Here is a 19273-nt window from a genome sequence, read left to right on the forward strand (position 1 = left end):
ATAACCGCAGGTCACTGACCTGCGGTGAATATAATCCTTCACCTAATTACAACCTGGAAGGTTGGACGAGGTAATATATCCTATAATCATTTTGAATAATTCAATAACAGTATTAAAAATAAATTCATGAAATACAGATCAATAGCTGTTTTGTTGACAGCAGCATTAACCAGCGGGCTTTGTTTGGCTCAGACTGCCGCGGTGGAAGATTTCAAAAAAACTCCTACTACCCAACAAGAGAAAGAATATCCTCAGGTGAATTCGGAAAGAAAGGTTCGCGTGAGTATTCCGGCTCCTGAAGCTCAACGCGTGCAACTCGACATCGGTGGCGTGAAATATGACCTGAAGAAGGACGAAAAAGGAGTCTGGACAGGCGAATCGGCTCCGCAGGATGAGGGTTTTCACTATTATCAGCTCAATATTGACGGAGCTTCGGTGCCCGATCCGGGAAGTTTGTACTATTACGGAGCAAGTCGTTGGGGAAGTGGTATCGAAATTCCTGCTAAAGATCAGGATTTTTATGCCGTTAAAAACGTTCCTCACGGTCAATTGCGCGAAATGCAGTACTATTCAAATACAACCAAAAGCGTTCGCCGTGTTTACATCTATACCCCGGCGGGATACGATAAAGACAGCAAAAAATATCCGGTGTTGTATCTCCAGCACGGTATGGGCGAAAATGAAACCGGATGGGGAAATCAGGGACACGCAGGTCTCATTATGGACAACCTGATTGCTGAAGGAAAAGCCGTTCCTTTCATTATTGTGATGGAAAACAGCAGTATCAATATGAGCGGAATGCCACGTGGTCCGAGGCCAGCCGGAGCTCCTCGTCCCGGTGCAGGGCAACCCAATGCTGCACCACCGGCTCCCGGTAACGGTCCCCGAATGGCAGGCCCTGGCGGCGGAATAAACTTTGCCGCTGAATTTGAAAAAATACTTTTCAACGACTTGATTCCTTTCGTAGAATCAAACTTCCGCGTGGTTGGCGATCAGGCACACCGTGCTATGGCAGGGCTCTCCATGGGTGGTATGCAAACTCACTCTATCGTTGTAGCAAACCCTGACAAATTTGCATACGTTGGAATGTTCAGCAGCGGAACATTTGTTCCTTCCGAAATCAAAGACATCGATTCGTTTAAGAAAAATACCAAAGTGGTATTTATGAGCTTTGGCGGTCGCGAAGGTGGTTCAGCTCGTATTGGCGAAGCTGCCGAAGAGTGGACAAAAGTTGGCATCAAAGGCGTTTCTTATGTTTCTCCCGAAACTGCTCACGAATGGCAGTCGTGGAGACGTAGTTTGCACGAATTTGCTCCGCTTCTTTTCAAATAAATCAAGGCATTTAGCTTATGAATATCAAACATGTATTTATAGCCTTTATTGCGGCTGTTTCTTGTCAAGTAGCTCAGGCGCAATCTGTCGTGGAAGATTTTAAACCGTCGTCGGTTAACCAGCCGGGGAAAATGTTTCCACAGGTGAACTCCGAAGGACGGGTTCGGGTCAGCATTCCTGCTCCGAATGCGCAGAAGGTTCAGCTTGATATCGGAGGCGTGAAGTACGACCTGAAAAAAGACGATAAAGGCGTCTGGACAGGTGAATCTGCTCCACAGGTTGAAGGTTTTCACTATTATCAGCTCAATGTAGACGGTGCTTCGGTGCCCGATCCGGGAAGTCTCTATTTTTATGGTGCCAGCCGTTGGGGTAGTGCCATCGAAATTCCGGCTCCCGATCAGGATTTTTATGCACAGAAGGATGTACCTCATGGTTTGGTCAGTCAGAAAATGTACTTTTCGAAGGTGACTAACTCATGGCGTCGTTGCTTTGTGTACACTCCGGCCGAATACGATAAGAATCCGTCGAAACGTTATCCGGTGCTCTATTTGCAACATGGTAGCGGTGAGGATGAAACCGGTTGGCCTACTCAGGGGAAAGCCAATTTGATTCTCGATAACCTGATTGCTGCAAAAAAGGCAGTGCCGATGATTATCGTCATGGATAATGGTTATGCAACCAAAGCCAATGCAAGCGCACCAAGTAAGAGTGCCTTCCCATTTGAAGAGGTGATGATAAACGAAATTATCCCGATGATCGATGCTTCTTTCCGTACGCTTTCCGATCGCGAGCACCGTGCCATGGCCGGTCTGTCGATGGGTGCTAACCAGACTATCACCATTACGATGAACAATCTGGATAAATTCTCTTACATTGCAGGTTTCAGCGGAACATCCAACTATCCGCGTACCGAAGCCATTGATGTAGATAAATTTATGGGCGGTAAGTTCAAAGATGGAGCAGCGCTTAACAAGCAAATCAAACTCTTTTGGCTTGGTTTGGGTACGGTAGAACCGGCACCATTCCCGGGTTCGGTAAAAGCTTTCCGCGATATGCTGGAAAAACAAGGTGTGAAATATACCTATTATGAATCGCAGGGTACGGCTCATGAATGGCTTACCTGGAGACGTGATTTGAATCAATTTGCAGCTTTAATTTTCAAATAACAGACATTATATCGATTAAGTGTATAGAAATTTTAATTGCAGACCTCTCCTCTCACGACGACTTCGTGTCGGAGTCAGATATTTATCGTCTGACCCAACCTCCTCCCCCAAGGGGAGGAGGAGCAAGACAGTGAAATATTTAGAATTCAATTCATTTTGCAGATTTTCCCCCTCTCTTCGGGAGAGGGGCTAGGGGAGAGGTCAAATGCGAAAATTAAGAAATGAATTAAACGGTATAATGTTTAATCAAATAAGATCATGAAGAAAATTGTGATGGCAATGCTAAGTCTGGCAATCAGTGCCGTTAGCTTTGCCCAAGAAAATAACTATCCGGCCGATACAAAGCCGGCTTCGACAAACATTGTCGGACAGGATTATCCGCGTGTCGATTCACAGCGCCGCGTTTATTTCCGTTTTCGTGCTCCGGGAGCACAAACTGTTTCGGTAGGTTTGGGCAATACACCCTTAACCAAAGGAGAAGACGGTTTTTGGACAGGAGTAACACAACCCGAAGATCCCGGTTTTCATTATTATACCCTGAAGATCGACGGAGTTGAGGTTGCTGACCCTTCAAGCGAATCGTTCTTTGGTGCAGGTAAAATGATGAGCGGGATGGAAATACCCGAAGATGGTGTTGACTTTTATAACATCAAAAACGTGCCTCACGGTAATGTTAATTCATTCTGGTATTTTGCCAAGTCTACAGGCGAATATCGTCATGCTTACATTTATACTCCGCCGGGATACGATCAGAATGTAAAACAACGCTATCCGGTGCTCTACCTGCAACATGGTATGGGCGAAGATCGTCGTGCCTGGTCGACTCAGGGACGTGCCAATTTTATCCTCGATAATCTGATTGCTGAAGGAAAAGCCAAACCGATGATTATTGTGATGGAAGACGGCGGCATTGCTGCCGGTATGGGTGGAGGCCCACGTCGTCCTGCAGGACCTCGTCCACAAGGTCAGCCGGGAGCTCCCCAAGGTCAGGCTCCGCGTGGTCCTATGGGTGCACCAGCCGGCATGGTATCTTTCTGGGATGGATTCGGTAAAGTAATGATTGCCGATCTGATTCCGACTATCGATGCAAACTATCGTACGCTTTCCGATCGCGAACACCGTGCTATTGCAGGGCTTTCTCTTGGAGGTACTCAAACCTACGGAATTTCGCAGGCCAACTTAGACAAGTTCTCGCATATCGGTATTTTCAGCGCTCCGTTCGGGTTCCCGGGAGTGGAAACCGGTTACAACGGGTTGTTGCAGAAACCGGCTGAATTTGCCAAACTGGTGAAGGTATTCTTCGTAAGCATGGGTTCCAAAGAAGGTCCCAATTCCGGTCGTGCTATTCATGAAGCGCTCGACAAAGCTGGTGTAAAGAACGTCTATTACGAAGCTCCGGGCACCGCTCACGAATTCCAGACATGGCGCAAGAGCCTGTATGGTTATGCACAGCTTTTATTTCAGGATAAATAATTAATTCGATGAAAAAAACGATTCTGCTACTTTGTGCTGTTCTGTTGCAGACTGCTTTTGTCTGTTTCGGACAGGAAGCTGATAATTCGAAACCGGCATCAACCAATGTTGCCGGTGCCGATTATCCGCGTGTCGATGCTCAGCACCGCGTAATCTTTCGTATCAATGCTCCCAAAGCAACAAGTGTTGTGGTGAGTCTTGGTAATACTGCTCTGACGAAGGGAGAAGATGGTTACTGGACAGGTAGAACAGAACCTCAGACCCCCGGATTTCTTTGCTATTCTATTAAAATCGACGGCGTTGAACTCAACGATCCTTCGAGCGAAACATTTTATGATGCGGGTCATATTTATAGTTGCATTGAAATTCCGGAGCAAGGCGTCGATTTTTACGATATAAAAGATGTGCCACATGGCGATGTTCGTTCGGTGTGGTACAAGGCCAAATCGAACGGCGAAATGCGTCATGCCTATATTTATACTCCTCCTGGATACGAGCAAAATGGCACTACCCGCTATCCGGTTCTCTATCTGTTGCACGGCATGAATCAGGATCGTCGTGCATGGGAGAGTCAGGGCAGAGCCAATTTTATTCTCGATAACCTCATTGCTCAGGGCAAGGCCAAACCGATGATTCTTGTTATGGAAGATGGCGGTCTTGCGGGAATTAATCTTGCAGCACGCAGAGCTCAGAGTCCTGCCGGATCTGCTAATGCTGCTCAACGTCCGGGTGGAATGGATCCTTTCTGGAATGCTTTTACCAAAGTGATGATAGAAGATATCATTCCGATGGTCGATGCACGATACCGTACGCTTTCCGACCGGGAGCATCGGGCTATTGCCGGCCTATCTCTCGGAGGTGCGCAAACCTATCAGATTTCCGAAACTAATCTCGATAAATTTGCAAGTATCGGCGTTTTCAGCGCTGCTCCTTTTGGTTTCTCGGGAATAGCGACGGCTTACAATGGATTGCTTACCAAACCGGATGCTTTTTCAAAGCAAGTCAAAGTCTTTTATATTGGTCAGGGCTCGGAAGAGGGAGCGAATGCAGGGCGTGCCATTCATGAACAGATGCAAAAGAACGGGATAAAGCACGTGTATTACGAAGCTCCCGGCACTGCACATGTCTTTCAAACCTGGCGTAAATGCCTCTATGGCTTTGCTCCATTGTTATTTCAGGATAAATAATTGATTGGATGAAAAGAACGTTTCTATTATTTTTTGCTGTTCTGTTGCAGACTTCCATTGTCTGCTTCGGACAGCAATCTGATAATTCGACACCGGCAGTAACCAATATTGCCGGCGCCGAATATCCGCGTATTTTGCCCGACCTGCGGGTTGCGTTTCGGATCAAAGCACCCGAAGCACAAAAGGTGCAGATTGATTTGGGAAAGAAATACGATATGGAGAAAGGTAGTGATGGATTCTGGACGGTTACTACCGATCCTCAGGTTCCGGGTTTTCACTACTACTCTTTAGTGATTGATGGTGTTGCAGTTGCCGATCCGGCAAGCGACACTTTTTTCGGCATGAGTCGCGAAGCAAGTGGTATCGAGATTCCGGAAGCGGGAGTTGACTTTCATCTTATAAAAGATGTCCCTCACGGAACGGTTCAAAGCAAACGCTATTTTTCATCCAAAACCAACTCGTGGCGCAGGATTTTTGTCTATCTCCCTCCCGGATACGAACAAAATCCGACGAAGAAATATCCGGTGCTTTACCTGCAACACGGCGCCGGAGAAGATGAAACCGGCTGGGTAAAACAGGGGCATCTGGATATTATTATGGATAACCTGATTGCAGAGAAACAAGCCGTTCCAATGATTGTTGTTACTACCAACGAGTATGTTATTCGCAACATTGGTGCGGGTTACAACACCGAATCGACCAACCACTTCATGGATCTTTTCAAAGACGAACTGGTCGATGTAATTATTCCGTTTGTGAACAAAAACTATCGGATTGAGAACGATCGCGAACATCGTGCCATTGCTGGACTTTCGATGGGCGGCGGTACCTCTTTTTGGATCGGGATGCTGAATCCTGATAAGTTTGCCTGGGTGGGAGCCTTCAGCTCGAGCGCTTTTCGTGGGGTGAACGGCAATATTTTTGATGCTGAAAAACAAATTCCCGGCATCTTCACCAATCCCGAAAACTTTAACAAGCAACTGAAATTGCTTTATATCTCCAGCGGAGAGCAGGATCATTCGTACGAATACACAAAGAAAACCATTGAAACATTTAAAGAAAAGGGACTTAAGTTGGAATACAACTATTTCCCCGGAGCTCACGAATGGCATGTATGGCGGAAAGCATTGCACGATTTTGTACCTAAATTATTCAAGAAATAGAAAACGATTATGATCCAGAAATTTATCACAACAGCAGTGTTGTTCTTCATCCTGATGATTTTGCTGATCGGAAAGGTCAGTGCGCAAGAGGTGAACCCCGGCAAACCGGCGGTAACCAATATTGCCGGTGTCGAATATCCGCGTATTTTGGACAACCTGAGCGTAGTCTTCAAAATTAAAGCGCCCGACGCGAAAAAGGTGCAGATCGATTTGGGAAAACTGTACGATATGACCAAAGACGATCAGGGTTTCTGGACGGTTACCACGGCTCCTCAGGTTCCCGGGTTTCACTATTATTCGTTGGTTATTGACGGCGTTAAGGTCGTTGATCCTGCCAGCGAAACGTTTTACGGCATGGGACGCATGGCCAGCGCAATCGATATTCCTGAAAAAGGTGCCGGTTTTTACGAAGTAAAAGATGTTCCGCACGGTGCTCTTAGTTCCCAATACTACTTCTCGAAGGTAACCAACAGTTGGCGCAGATTGTTTGTTTATACTCCTGCCGGATACGATGTTAATGCAAAAGTAAAATATCCGGTGGTATACATTCAGCATGGAGGCGGAGAGGACGAACGCGGCTGGGCAGTGCAGGGCAAAACGGATATAATCCTCGACAACCTGATTGCCGAAGGCAAAGCCAAACCAATGATTGTGGTGATTTCTAACGGAAATGTAACAACCGGTAAAGGTGGAGGCGGGTATAGTAATGCAGCGATGGCTGCGTTCAAAGAAGAAATGACGAAAAATATCGTTCCTTTCATCGACAAGACCTACCGTACACTGGCCGATGTCAATCACCGTGCGTTATGCGGCCTTTCGATGGGCGGTGGTCAGGCTTTTTACGTGGGATTGGGCAGTCTCGATTGCTTTTCCTCTGTCGGTGTTTTCAGTTCGGGAATCTTCGGCGGCATCGCCAACCCGAACGGGAAAGTGTTTGATGCAGATAAAGAAATTCCGGGCTTGCTGAGCAACTCAAAATCGTTTAATCAGAAATTGAAGCTGTTTTACGTCTCTGTGGGCGAACAGGATCCCCGTTTTGAGTTTACCAAAAAGGAGGTGAAGAAATTTCAGGATAGCGGACTGAGGGTACAGTTTGCCTCGTTCCCCGGCGATCACGAGTGGCAGGTCTGGCGCAAATCCTTGCACGACTTTGCCTCAAGAGTTTTTAAATGAGTGAAATGGTGTAATCAATAAAATATTGAAAATGAGACTCTTTAAAGTAAGTTTTTTTTGTGTTGCATTGAGCATGTGTCTCTCGGTGCAATGGGTACAAGCTCAGCAGAATAAGCTGGTTATGTGGTATGATAAACCTGCCAAACAGTGGGTGGAAGCTCTGCCGGTCGGAAATGGTCGTTTGGGAGCGATGGTTTTTGGAGATCCGGCGAAGGAAACGATTCAGCTGAATGAAAATACCGTCTGGGCGGGGAGTCCCAACCGGAATGATAATCCGAATGCCAAAGCTTCATTGAGCGAAGTCCGGAAACTTATTTTTGAGGGAAAATATAAAGAAGCGCAGGATCTTGTCAATCAAAATTTCATCAGTAAAACTTCTCATGGAATGTCCTATCAGACGGTAGGAAATCTCCGACTGAGTGCTCCGGGCAACAACAACTATACAGGTTATTACCGCGAACTTGATTTGGCAAGAGCAGTTACCTCATCACGTTATACCAGTAACGGCGTTAACTTCAAAACGGAAACATTTTCTTCGTTTCCCGATCAGGTAATTGTTGAACGGATTACAGCCGATAAACGGGGTGCTATCAGTTTTACGGCGTCAATGGATCGCCCCACCGGAAGGGACCGCGTTCCAACCTGCTCTGTAAAAACCAACGGTAAAAACGAACTGGTGTTGACAGGTATTACCAGCGATCAGGAAACGGTAAAAGGAGGAGTGAAATTTGAGGCAAAAGTAAAAATTATCACTGATGGTGGTGCTGTATCAGCAACGGATTCGACTTTGAATATTGCCAATGCCAATGTGGTTACCATCTACATTTCTATGGCCAGCAATTTCAATAATTATCAAGATATTACTGCCGATGCCGGCGCGAGAGTCGATAATTATCTGCAAAAAGCATTGAAAAAGAATTATGAAGCGATGCTTAAGGCTCATGTGGCAGATTTTCAGAAATATTTCAATCGCGTAAGCCTCGATCTCGGAACTACCGATGCAGCAAAAAATCCGACGGATGTTCGGTTGGCACAGTTTGCCAAGGGCAACGATCCTCAGTTTGTGGCATTGTACTTCCAGTTTGGTCGCTATTTACTGATTTCTTCTTCCCGTCCCGGCGGTCAGCCTGCGAACCTACAGGGTATCTGGGCCGATCAGCTGATGCCGGCATGGGACAGCAAATATACAGTGAATATCAATACCGAGATGAATTACTGGCCTTCCGAACCGACCAATCTGACCGAAATGAACGAACCTCTGATTCAGATGGTGAAAGAGCTTTCGCAAACCGGTCAGCAGACAGCTAAAGATATGTATGGAGCCAATGGTTGGGTGTTGCATCACAATACTGACATTTGGCGTATCAACGGTCCAGTTGACGGTGCTTTCTGGGGAATGTGGCCGATGGGAAGCGCATGGATGTCGCAACATTTGTTTTATAAGTACGAATACAGTGGCAACAAGGAATATCTCAAAACGGTTTATCCCGTCATCAAAGGAGCTGCGCAGTTCTTCCTCGATTTTCTGGTAGAAGAACCTAAAACTAAATGGTTGGTGATATCTCCGTCAGTTTCTCCTGAAAATGCTCCGACAGATCATCCCGATTATTCTATCTCGGCAGGAACAACCATGGACAATCAATTGGTATTCGATATTTTCAATATTACCGTAAAGGCGGCAGAAACGTTGAAGGTTGATAATGAGATGGTGGCAAAAATTAAAGCAACAATGAGCCGCCTTGCTCCGATGCAAATCGGTAAATGGGGTCAGTTGCAGGAATGGATGTACGACTGGGATAATCCTAAAGATAATCACCGTCATGTTTCTCATTTATATGGACTTTTCCCTTCCGGTCAAATATCTCCTTACAGAACGCCGGCGTTGTTCGAAGCTGCCAAAACTTCTCTGATTGCCCGCGGTGACGAATCTACGGGTTGGTCTATGGGTTGGAAGGTAAACTGGTGGGCACGCCTGCTCGACGGGAATCATGCCTACAAACTGATAACCGATCAGTTAACTCCTGCCATTCAACCAGGTGGCAGACAAAAAGGAGGCACCTATCCTAACTTATTCGATTCGCATCCACCGTTCCAGATTGACGGTAATTTTGGCTGTACGTCTGGAATCACAGAAATGTTGCTGCAAAGTTACGACGGAGCTATACAACTGTTACCGGCTTTACCGACAGGATGGAGCGTCGGAAGTGTAAAGGGCCTCAGGGCAAAGGGTGGTTTTGAAGTTGATATGAAATGGGCAAAGGGAGAGCTTGCTGACGCTACAGTAAAAGCTTCGATCGATGGTAACTGCCGTCTGAGATCATACGTTCCGTTAACCGGAGCCGGGCTGAAAAAAGCAAACGGCAACAATCCGAATCCATTTTACGATGTTCCGAATATTCTCACTCCTATCGTACATGCCACAACGGCACTGTCACAAAGTGAGATGAAAAAGATATTTGAGTATGATGTTTTGATGAAGAAGGGTGATGTTCTGACAGTCAAAAAGCAGAATTAAGAGCCAAAATATGATTCCTGCATAACGGGGAATAGATTCTACAAAACCGGGCAAGGTATTCTCTGCAACGCAGTGATACTTTACCGGTTTTCTTGAATAGAGAAATCATATTTTCGATTGAAAACTCAAAAGCAGGAAGGTTTTACCCGTAAGGTATCTTCACCTTAAAGTTCAATTCTACGGTAGTGCTGTCGATAGAACCGTAAGAAAATGATCCTCGGAATTTGATCCGCAATTTTAAATTGTACAATAACGTCGTCAACCTGTAGTGACGGGACTGAAAAAAAACAGAACCCAGCGTTATAACGGATTGTTTTTTTACTTACATTTGGTCATTAGTATATAATTATTTTGTTGAAAATGCTTGTATGTCACACATATTTAGCATTTTAATTAATCTTGAAAATTCATGAAGAAGTCCTTTATTCTTGTCATGCCCGCCGTTTTGCCGTCGGTTATGATGGTACAGACTTCGGAAAACAATTCACAGCCTGTAGTTAAAAATCAGCAGATTCATACAGTAACTATTTCCTCCCTGCCGGGTTCAAAAGGATTTGGAATGATCCGAACCAACAAACCCACCAACGATCTTCTAAGGAATGCGTGGCTTCGAGTCGCTTGAACCCTATCAATATACAAACTAATTTATTGCATATACTTAACCATGATACGCTTGAAAAACATAAGGACAGTCTTTCTGTTGATTGCGCTGTCGCTTACGACAATTCAGGGAGTCGCCACGGCTCAACAACACGATCAGTCGGAAATCCGGAGTGAAATTGTTCCCGGCAAACAGGCTCCTCCTGCAGATCCGGGTCAACGAAATTTTGGAGGAATGCTCCCTGCTACAGGCACACCAAGACCAGCCAGAAGACCCATGACGCCGCGGCCTGAACCAAAAATAGAAACGGTGGCACTGGAACAAATCTCCATGAGCGATCCATATATTTTCCCCGACGAAAAGAGCCATACATATTATCTTACCGGAACCGGCGGCCGGTTGTACAAAAGCAAAGACTTGAAAATGTGGACAGGACCCTATTCTATTATCGATCTGTCGGGCACCTGGATGGACGGTCTTTTTGTTGCAGCCGCCGAAATTCATCGTATTGGCGATAAATATTATTACGCCGGCACGTGGAGCGATCACAACCACCTGATCGAATATGTGCCTCTCCGTTACAACGTACCGCGCAACCAAACGCAACTGTTGGTGGCCGACTCGCCCGAAGGTCCGTACAAACCGTTGGTGGCCGAACACGAATTTTGCCTTGGCCCCGAAAACTGGGATATAATCGATGGAACACTCTATGAAGAGAACGGCACCGCATACATGGTTTTTGTCCACGAATGGACACAACTTATCGACGGCACAATGGACTACATTCCGCTATCGAAAGACTTAACGCGTCGGACAGCCGAGCCCACTACTATGTTTCGCGCCAGTGCCGCACCATGGTCGAAAGAGATGAACAGCATCGGCGAAGCTACTTTTGGACTCAAAATGCCCGGCTGGGTGACAGATGGACCCGAAATGTTCCGCACCAAAACCGGCAAACTGGGAATGTTGTGGTCGAGCTGGGGCGAACACCGGTACGCACAAGGCATTTCCTATTCAACCTCTGGTAGCATAAAAGGTCCGTGGGTACACGCGATGGAGGCATTCAAAGGCGATAACTCCGGTCACGGGATGTTATTTACCACCTTTGAAGGAAAACGATTGTACATTGTTCATCATGCAGAAGGAAATGGTCCGCGTAAACCTCAGATATGGGAGGTCGACGACTCGGGCGATAAACTTGTATTAGGTAACAGATATCTTTAATTTATTATCATATTAACCTTTTAATTGAGTTATAATCATGAAAAGAATCACATTTTTGATGGTAGCATTGGTTATGTGTGCCATAGTATCGGCTCAGTTTGCCGGTATTCAACAACGTGGTCCGCAGGAAGAAACGCTTCCCGAAGGATTCAAACCGAGTGCAACCAATATCTTTCTGGCGCAGTATCCGGCCGTCAATGCCACTACACGTCAGGTGATGTTTCGTGTCAATGCACCTACTGCTCAAAAAGTACAGATCGATTTGTGCAACAAAAAATACGACATGGTGAAGGACGAAAAGGGTATGTGGACATGCACTTCCGATCCTCAGGTCGTAGGGTTTCACTATTATGCAGTACTCATCGATGGAGTGCCGGTGATGGACCGCAACACCGACGCTTATTTTGGAAGCAACTGGAAATCGTCGGGTGTTGAGATTCCCGAAGGACCGGAAGGCGACTATTACCGTTTCAATAAAAACATTTCTCACGGACAGATCCGTTCTTTGTATTACTGGTCGGAACTCAACGGACTGGAACGTCACGTGAATGTTTATGTGCCGGCTGAGTACGAACAAAATCCGACCAAGAAATATCCGGTTCTGTACCTGCTTCATGGTTGGGGCGAAGACGAAAATGGCTGGTCGAATCAAGGTCACATGGGCAACATCATGGATGGGCTGATTGCTGCTAAAAAGGCTGTTCCGATGATTGTGGTAATGGAAAGCGGCGATATTAAAACCAACCCGGATGTGCGCAAAGCTGCAACCAACGATGTTACTCAAATCTATGTGAAAGACCTGATGCCGTTTATTGAAAAGACATTCCGCACTCAGGCTGATCGTGACCACCGCGCTATGGCTGGTTTATCAAGAGGAGGAGGACAAACAACTTCTACGGTATTTCCCAACATGGATAAATTTGCATGGATGGGTACTTTTAGTGGTTTCTTTATGGGCATGAGAATGGGTGGCAACAATGCAGCTCCGGCTCCCGATATGAAAACGCAGGTTGAAACTTCGTTCAATGGTGTTTTCAAAGATGCTAAGGCTTTCAACGACAAAATGCACTTGCTCTTTATCAGTACCGGAACCGCAGAAAACAGTCCGAAAGCTGCTGTAGATGCACTCAAAGAACACGGGATTAAGGTTGTTTTCCACGAATCGCAGGGAACTGCTCACGAATGGCTGACATGGAGACGTGCTCTCAATGAATTTGCTTCCAGATTGTTTAAATAAATAATCCCACCGAAAAGAGGAATAAGTTGAATGAACGAGTGTCCGAAAGGATCATCTCTATCAACTTATTCCTTTTGAAACAACAGCCGATCTTATACGGCGATCATCAACATCTCTAATACAGACACAATGGTAAAACATTACTTCTCCCTCTTTTCGATTGCTTTACTGAGCATCCTCTTTTCACTTCCGGGTTTTGCACAGGAAAAAGCTTCCGCTCCGCAAACCGGAATTGTTATTGTCCCCAAGGCACAAAAGCCATTAAAACAGAAAAAGTTCAACGAGAAAGATCTGGCAGGTTACCTGCTGGTTTATTTCAAAGATCAGGATCAGTCGGCCTACATGGCCATCAGTCCCGACGGATACACTTTTACGGATGTGAACGGAGGTAAGCCTGTATTTATCGGCTCCCAACTGGCAGAACAAAAAGGCGTACGCGATCCGCATATCACCCGTGGCCCCGATGGAGCCTTTTATCTGGCCATGACCGACCTGCATATCTTTGGCAAACGCGCTGGTTTTCGCGATACCGAATTTGAACGTCCTGCCGAAAAATACGGATGGGGGAATAACCGGGCGTTGGTACTCATGAAATCGTACGATCTGATCCATTGGTCGCATTCCGATTTTCGCGTCGATAAAGCGTTTCCCGAGCTTGGCGACATCGACTGCTCGTGGGCTCCCGAAACCGTTTACGATCCTGTTGCCAAGAAAATGATGGTCTATTTCACGATTCGTTATAACAACAAATCTTGTCATCTTTACTACTCCTATGCTAATGCCGATTTTACAAAACTCGAAACCACACCCAAACAAATTACCGGCATTGACGGTTTGGATGGCGATATCACCAAGGTGGGGAATAACTACCAACTCTTTTACGTAAACGATGCCAAAGTGCTACATGCTGTTTCTAATAAGATCAACGGTGATTATAAAGTCGAAGGTGGCCGTATCGATCCCGAAAAGGTATCGACCGAAGCTCCCAACCTTTTCCGCCGTCTCGGAACCGACACATACGTGTTGATGTATGATGTGTATGGTGCCCGCCCAAGTAACATGGGATTCAGCGAAACCACCGATTTTGTTCATTTCAAAAATATCGGTCATTTCAACGAAGGCGAGATGAAAACGACTAATTTCAAAAGTCCCAAACACGGTGCCGTCACTTACCTCACAAAAGCAGAACTGAAAGCCGTGGCCGACCATTGGAAAATAGCTCTCGATCAGAAATAGAAAGATCGAAATTGATTAATACTGTTATATTCCGACCTCTCCTCCTAACCTCCTCTCTCAAGGAGAGGAGGAATACGACAGTAAAAATATGAGATAAGACTCACTAATCCAGATGTAAAGCCCCTCTCTTCGGGAGAGGGGTTGGGGAGAGGTCAAATACTAAAAAACAAGAAATATAAATAGCATCATATCTAAAATGTTGTGCACAACCGATTTAATACCATTATCCCATGTTTAGCACAAGCCATAAACTCAAGAAAATTCTGCATGTTGTGGTAGCTGTGGCACTGTCAACAGCTTTCGGTTATAGCCAGCAGAGTGCCTTTCAGCTGAACGATTTGGGCGTATTCAAAAAACGGGGCGTCGATCTGATGATTTACAACGACTCGTACAATGCGGGTGGTTTTTTTGATGAGAAGGTCAATGGGATAGAGATGATACAACATGGTGTGCGTACCGTAACCGGCGGTGCTGTCCGCCTCAGCCCTACACCCGAACAGTGGGATTTGGTTCCAACGGCAACTAACCGAACCGTCGATACCAAAAGCAATTCGGTCTCGATCACACTCTACTACAAAGAGTATGATTTTACCAGCAAAATTAAAGTGGAAGGGAGAGGAAACGGATGTCTTATTACCGTTACGCTCGACAAACCGTTACCTAAAAAACTGGAGGGAAAAGCCGGCATGAATATCGAATTTTTGCCGGCCACCTATTTCAGGAAAACCTATCTGATGGATCAGAAAACCGGTATTTGTCCCGTAGTAGCTGCCGGTCCGACGGTAGCCGATGCCTTCTCTGAAAAGATTCCGCAGTTCAACAACCTGTTGACCAACGAACGCTTCGGCGATACTTATGCGAAGGTTGCTCCACTTGCTTCGGGTAAAAAGCTGACTCTTTCGCCCGACGATCCTAAATCGCTGGTTTCTGTCGAATCGCTTACCAGTCAGATTAGCCTGTTGGACGGTCGAAACCTCGCTCCTAACGGATGGTATGTGGTGCGCGAACTTATTCCAGCCGGCAAAACCGGCACCGTAGTGCAATGGATGTTTACTCCCAACAGCATCGCCAACTGGGTGAAAGAACCGGTAATCTCTCATTCGCAGGTGGGATATTATCCTGACCAGCAGAAGGTGGCTGTAATTGAAATCGATCCCAACGACAAAGCGCTTGCTACAGCCTCGTTGTACCGGATGAACGAAAACGGAGCTCAGGAGAAAGTTCTTGATGGGAACCTGTTCAACTGGGGTAAATTTCTGCGTTACAATTACCTTCGTTTCGATTTCTCTTCCGTCAAAGGAACGGGTATTTATCAAATCAAATATGGCAACTACAGTTCCGATCCTTTCCCCATCGGCAAAGATGTGTATGCCAACATCTGGCACCCTACGCTCGATACCTGGTTGCCGGTGCAAATGGATCACATGTTTGTGAAAGAGGCTTACCGTGTATGGCATGGCAATCCGCATCAGGATGATGCGCTTCAGGCACCTACCGATACGCTGATTCATGATGGTTACCGGATGGGACATTCCACCGAAACCAAATACAAACCTTACGAACATATTCCGGGATTGAATATCGGAGGATGGTTTGATGCCGGAGATTTTGATATTCAGACAGGATCGCACAACACTGTGATCGGATATTTGGTGAGCGCATGGGAAGATCTGAAACTGAATCATGATGAAACCATGGTCAACAAAGAACGCAAATATGTCGCCATTCATCATCCCGATGGTGTTGCAACAGATCGAACACGGAACGCTGGCGCTGATGGCTCAGTTTCGTGCATTCGGCCACTCTATCCGCGGTATTGTACAACCCCACCTCTGGCAATATGATATGATTGGCGATGCCGGAAACCTGACTGACGGCTTGGTATATAATCCGAACCTCAAACCTTTCCAGAAAGACGGTTTCACCTCCGGAACGATGGATGACCGTTGGGCATTTACGAGCCACAGTCCGATGGGCGATGTCGGTTCCGCCACCGCATTGGCCGCTGCCAGCCGTGCCTTGAAATCGTATAACGATAGCCTCTCTTCCGAATGTTTGGCTACGGCGCAGAAAGTATGGAACGACAATGTTTTGAACAAGCAGGAAACGCCGGTCGAAACCGATATCCCGGATTTTTCTCCGGCTTTTATGAGATCGATGTCTGTTGGTCAGGAAGCTACGCTGACGATTGAACTGCTGTTGGCGACCAAAGACAAAAAATATTCCGATTTTCTTGCTAAAATATGGCCGGAAGTAAAAAAGAGTCTTGGTGGAGGTTCGCAGCGAATGTCCTTCGGAGCAAGCTCTGTCCGAACTTTGTTGAAGGCCATTCCTTTCATGGGCGAAGAATACAAAAACGACCTGAGGGCGATTGCTCAGAACACAAAAAAAGAGTTGGATGCTTTGATTGCAAAGAATCCTTATGGAGTGCCTCTGGGGCAGGGTGGGTTCTATTCTCCCGGGAGTAATTTCTCCATTGTCGACTGGTCGCTGAATAATGCGAAACTGTACCAGTACTTTCCCGATATTATCAGCAAGGAGTATGCTATCCGCGGATTGAACTATATTTTGGGATGTCATCCGGCATCCAGTATCTCGTTTGTTTCCGGAGTGGGTGTCAATTCCAAACGGGTCACTTATGGTAACAATCGTGCCGACTTCACCTCTATTCCCGGCGGAATGGTGCCAGGAAATTACCTTATCAAACCCGATTTTTACGAAAATAAAGAAGACTGGCCGTTTATTTGGTATGAAAATGAAGTGGTGGTCGATGGTTGTGCCGGTTATATTTACCTTGCAGCTTTGGTTGATCATCTGCTGCAGCAATAAATGTATTTTAGTGAGCGCGATAGCGTAAAGCAGTTCTTCTGTCGGTCTCATTTTATAGACTCAAATAGAAACAAAATGAAATTCAAATTATTAATCTTAGCCGTACTTTTAGTTTATGTATCTGCTTACGGAGATGTGAAGTTGCCAAAACTGATTAGCGACGGGATGGTATTGCAACGAAATGCCAAAGTGAAAATCTGGGGCTGGGCTTCCGGAGGCGAAAAAATAACGTTGAATTTTATCGGAGCCACCTATCACACAGTCGCAAATGAGCAGGGAGAATGGAGCATCATACTTTCCGATCTTAAAGTTGGCGGTCCCTACACCATGCAAATAGACGGGAATAACTCTGTAACCGTCAGGGATATTGCTGTTGGAGATGTGTGGGTATGCTCCGGGCAATCCAATATGGGATTCTCCATGGGAACATTGACCACGGTCTATCCCGATGATATTGCGCAGTCGGGGAATCCATTCATACGGCAGTTTTATGTCCCGTCGGGATACCGTTTCGACGGGCGCGATACCGACTACAAGTCCGGACAATGGAAAAGCTCTTCGCCTCAAAACCTGCGCATGTTTACCGCTGCAGGTTACTATTTTGCTTTGAACCTGTACCGAATCTATAAAGTGCCAATTGGTTTGATTAATGCTTCTCTGGGAGGTTCTGCTGCAGAAGCCTGGATTAGCGAAGATGCCATCAAAGCGTTCCCGAAATATTACGAAGATGCGTTGCGGTTTAAAGATCCGGAGTGGATGAAAAAGATCAACCGTCAGGATAATGATAGGATTGTAAACTGGAATCGTACGTTGCGCCAAAATGATGCAGGGTATAAAAACGAACTGGCATGGACGGACCCGAAATTGAATACCTCCGACTGGGCAACTATGCATGTTCCGGGATATTGGCCGGAAGGTAAGTTTGGTGCCGAAAACGGTGTGTTTTGGTTTAGACGAGAGATTGAAGTGCCGTCATCTATGGCCGGAAAAGCCGCAAATATCCGGTTGGGCCGGATCGTGGATGCCGATTCCGTCTTTATCAACGGGCGTTTTATCGGTGGCATAGGATCACAATATTCGGAGCGAAACTACAAAATACCGGAGGGCGTTTTGCATGAAGGAAGCAATACGATTGTTGTCAGAATAATCAACTACATACGGCACGGAGGTTTTGTTCCCGGCAAAAAATACGAATTGACCGCCGGCGGACAAACCATTAATCTGGAGGGCGACTGGAAATATAAAGCCGGTTTCGTTGTCGATCCTTTGGAAGAGCGTTTGTTTACCGGTAAAATTCCGACAGCGCTTTTCAACAGTATGCTTGCTCCAATGCTGAATTATCGTATCAAAGGTGTTCTGTGGTATCAGGGAGAATCGAATACCAGCAAGGCTTTCGAGCATTTTTCTCTGTTCAAAACGTTGATAAGCGACTGGCGGAATCAGTGGCAGCAGGGCGATTTCCCCTTTATTTATGCGCAATTGCCCAATTTTGTCGAAGTGAATACCGAGAGCACCAAATATGACTGGGCCTACTTGCGCGAAACACAGCTTAAAACGCTTTCTGTAGTGCCCAATACCGGTATGGCTGTCAGCATCGACCTCGGTGAGTGGAATGATATTCACCCGTTGAATAAAAGAGATTTAGGGTATCGTCTGGCATTAGCCGCCCGAAAAATAGCTTACGGTGAGAATAAAATTGTATATTTGGGACCGATTTACCGCATGCTGAAAATTGCAGGTAATCAGGTGATTCTGAGCTTTACAAATGCCGGAAGTGGTCTCGTTGCAAAGAACGGAAAAACATTGAATTGTTTTGAAATTTGCGGAAAAGATGGCAACTATTTGACTGCCGAAGCACATATTGTGGACAATACAGTTATTGTCAGCAATAATAAAGTAACTCAGCCTGTAGCGGTGCGGTATGCCTGGAGCAATAATCCGGAAGGAGCTAACCTGTACAACAAGGAAGGTCTTCCTGCATCTCCGTTCAGGACAAGTGAGCTGTATTGAAAGAGGTTTTTGATGGAGATGGAAGTTCGTACAGAAAGAGGTTACGTTATTCTTTTCTTCTGTTGAAAATTATTCAAAATCGAAACTGAATTACTCAAAATAAAAAGCCAGAACCATTATTTTTGGG

General features: G+C 46.0%; 14 protein-coding genes. All 14 read left to right on the plus strand.

Annotated elements, in window-relative coordinates; translation table 11 throughout:
* Positions 1–126: 126 nt before the first annotated feature.
* The 14 genes from F8N35_RS12940 to F8N35_RS13005 all read left to right on the plus strand — a co-directional run bounded on the left by F8N35_RS12940 (position 127) and on the right by F8N35_RS13005 (position 19146).
* Positions 127–1332 carry an alpha/beta hydrolase-fold protein gene (locus F8N35_RS12940; protein WP_293053762.1) on the plus strand — a complete coding sequence of 402 codons (1206 nt, stop codon included), beginning with the start codon at positions 127–129 and terminating at the stop codon, positions 1330–1332.
* A 17-nt stretch (positions 1333–1349) separates the two neighbouring features.
* The gene (locus tag F8N35_RS12945) at positions 1350–2498 is read left to right on the plus strand and encodes an alpha/beta hydrolase-fold protein (protein ID WP_293053765.1); all 1149 of its coding nucleotides are present in this window, start codon (positions 1350–1352) and stop codon (positions 2496–2498) included.
* Positions 2499–2756: 258 nt separating this feature from the next.
* Complete coding sequence (locus tag F8N35_RS12950; protein WP_293053768.1) at positions 2757–3971, plus strand: alpha/beta hydrolase-fold protein; 1215 nt, start codon at positions 2757–2759, stop codon at positions 3969–3971.
* 8 nt (positions 3972–3979) lie between these two features.
* Positions 3980–5158: an alpha/beta hydrolase-fold protein gene (locus tag F8N35_RS12955; RefSeq protein ID WP_293053771.1), complete on the plus strand. Its 1179-nt coding sequence runs from the start codon at positions 3980–3982 to the stop codon at positions 5156–5158.
* Positions 5159–5166: 8 nt separating this feature from the next.
* The gene (locus F8N35_RS12960; protein WP_293053773.1) at positions 5167–6321 is read left to right on the plus strand and encodes an alpha/beta hydrolase-fold protein; all 1155 of its coding nucleotides are present in this window, start codon (positions 5167–5169) and stop codon (positions 6319–6321) included.
* Between the two features lie 9 nt (positions 6322–6330).
* Positions 6331–7494, plus strand: a complete 1164-nt coding sequence (locus tag F8N35_RS12965) for an alpha/beta hydrolase-fold protein (RefSeq protein ID WP_293053776.1) — start codon at positions 6331–6333, stop codon at positions 7492–7494.
* A 31-nt stretch (positions 7495–7525) separates the two neighbouring features.
* Complete coding sequence (locus tag F8N35_RS12970; protein WP_293053778.1) at positions 7526–10009, plus strand: glycoside hydrolase family 95 protein; 2484 nt, start codon at positions 7526–7528, stop codon at positions 10007–10009.
* A gap of 409 nt (positions 10010–10418) precedes the next feature.
* A complete protein-coding gene (locus tag F8N35_RS12975) occupies positions 10419–10631 on the plus strand; it encodes a hypothetical protein (RefSeq protein ID WP_293053780.1) in 213 nt (70 codons plus the stop codon).
* Between the two features lie 42 nt (positions 10632–10673).
* Positions 10674–11834, plus strand: a complete 1161-nt coding sequence (locus tag F8N35_RS12980; protein ID WP_293053782.1) for a glycoside hydrolase family 43 protein — start codon at positions 10674–10676, stop codon at positions 11832–11834.
* 37 nt (positions 11835–11871) lie between these two features.
* Entirely contained in the window at positions 11872–13071 is a 1200-nt protein-coding gene (locus F8N35_RS12985) for an alpha/beta hydrolase-fold protein (protein WP_293053785.1), read from the plus strand.
* A 129-nt stretch (positions 13072–13200) separates the two neighbouring features.
* The gene (locus F8N35_RS12990; protein ID WP_293053787.1) at positions 13201–14307 is read left to right on the plus strand and encodes a glycoside hydrolase family 43 protein; all 1107 of its coding nucleotides are present in this window, start codon (positions 13201–13203) and stop codon (positions 14305–14307) included.
* Between the two features lie 230 nt (positions 14308–14537).
* Complete coding sequence (locus F8N35_RS12995; protein WP_293053790.1) at positions 14538–16151, plus strand: cellulase N-terminal Ig-like domain-containing protein; 1614 nt, start codon at positions 14538–14540, stop codon at positions 16149–16151.
* Positions 16152–16278: 127 nt separating this feature from the next.
* A complete protein-coding gene (locus F8N35_RS13000; protein ID WP_293054576.1) occupies positions 16279–17136 on the plus strand; it encodes a glycoside hydrolase family 9 protein in 858 nt (285 codons plus the stop codon).
* A gap of 75 nt (positions 17137–17211) precedes the next feature.
* Entirely contained in the window at positions 17212–19146 is a 1935-nt protein-coding gene (locus F8N35_RS13005) for a sialate O-acetylesterase (protein WP_293053793.1), read from the plus strand.
* The last annotated feature ends 127 nt before the right edge of the window (positions 19147–19273 follow it).

The organism is Paludibacter sp. (assembly GCF_009712605.1).
Classification (GTDB): Bacteria; Bacteroidota; Bacteroidia; order Bacteroidales; family Paludibacteraceae; genus Microbacter.

Bases quoted from the DNA above. Each gene is read 5' to 3' on its own strand.
- F8N35_RS12945 (WP_293053765.1), top strand. From the start codon at position 1,350: ATGAATATCAAACATGTATTTATAGCCTTTATTGCGGCTGTTTCTTGT.
- F8N35_RS12995 (WP_293053790.1), top strand. From the start codon at position 14,538: ATGTTTAGCACAAGCCATAAACTCAAGAAAATTCTGCATGTTGTGGTA.
- F8N35_RS12985 (WP_293053785.1), top strand. From the start codon at position 11,872: ATGAAAAGAATCACATTTTTGATGGTAGCATTGGTTATGTGTGCCATA.
- F8N35_RS12950 (WP_293053768.1), top strand. From the start codon at position 2,757: ATGAAGAAAATTGTGATGGCAATGCTAAGTCTGGCAATCAGTGCCGTT.
- F8N35_RS12955 (WP_293053771.1), top strand. From the start codon at position 3,980: ATGAAAAAAACGATTCTGCTACTTTGTGCTGTTCTGTTGCAGACTGCT.
- F8N35_RS12940 (WP_293053762.1), top strand. From the start codon at position 127: ATGAAATACAGATCAATAGCTGTTTTGTTGACAGCAGCATTAACCAGC.
- F8N35_RS12970 (WP_293053778.1), top strand. From the start codon at position 7,526: ATGAGACTCTTTAAAGTAAGTTTTTTTTGTGTTGCATTGAGCATGTGT.
- F8N35_RS13005 (WP_293053793.1), top strand. From the start codon at position 17,212: ATGAAATTCAAATTATTAATCTTAGCCGTACTTTTAGTTTATGTATCT.
- F8N35_RS12960 (WP_293053773.1), top strand. From the start codon at position 5,167: ATGAAAAGAACGTTTCTATTATTTTTTGCTGTTCTGTTGCAGACTTCC.
- F8N35_RS12975 (WP_293053780.1), top strand. From the start codon at position 10,419: ATGAAGAAGTCCTTTATTCTTGTCATGCCCGCCGTTTTGCCGTCGGTT.
- F8N35_RS13000 (WP_293054576.1), top strand. From the start codon at position 16,279: ATGGGCGATGTCGGTTCCGCCACCGCATTGGCCGCTGCCAGCCGTGCC.
- F8N35_RS12980 (WP_293053782.1), top strand. From the start codon at position 10,674: ATGATACGCTTGAAAAACATAAGGACAGTCTTTCTGTTGATTGCGCTG.
- F8N35_RS12990 (WP_293053787.1), top strand. From the start codon at position 13,201: ATGGTAAAACATTACTTCTCCCTCTTTTCGATTGCTTTACTGAGCATC.
- F8N35_RS12965 (WP_293053776.1), top strand. From the start codon at position 6,331: ATGATCCAGAAATTTATCACAACAGCAGTGTTGTTCTTCATCCTGATG.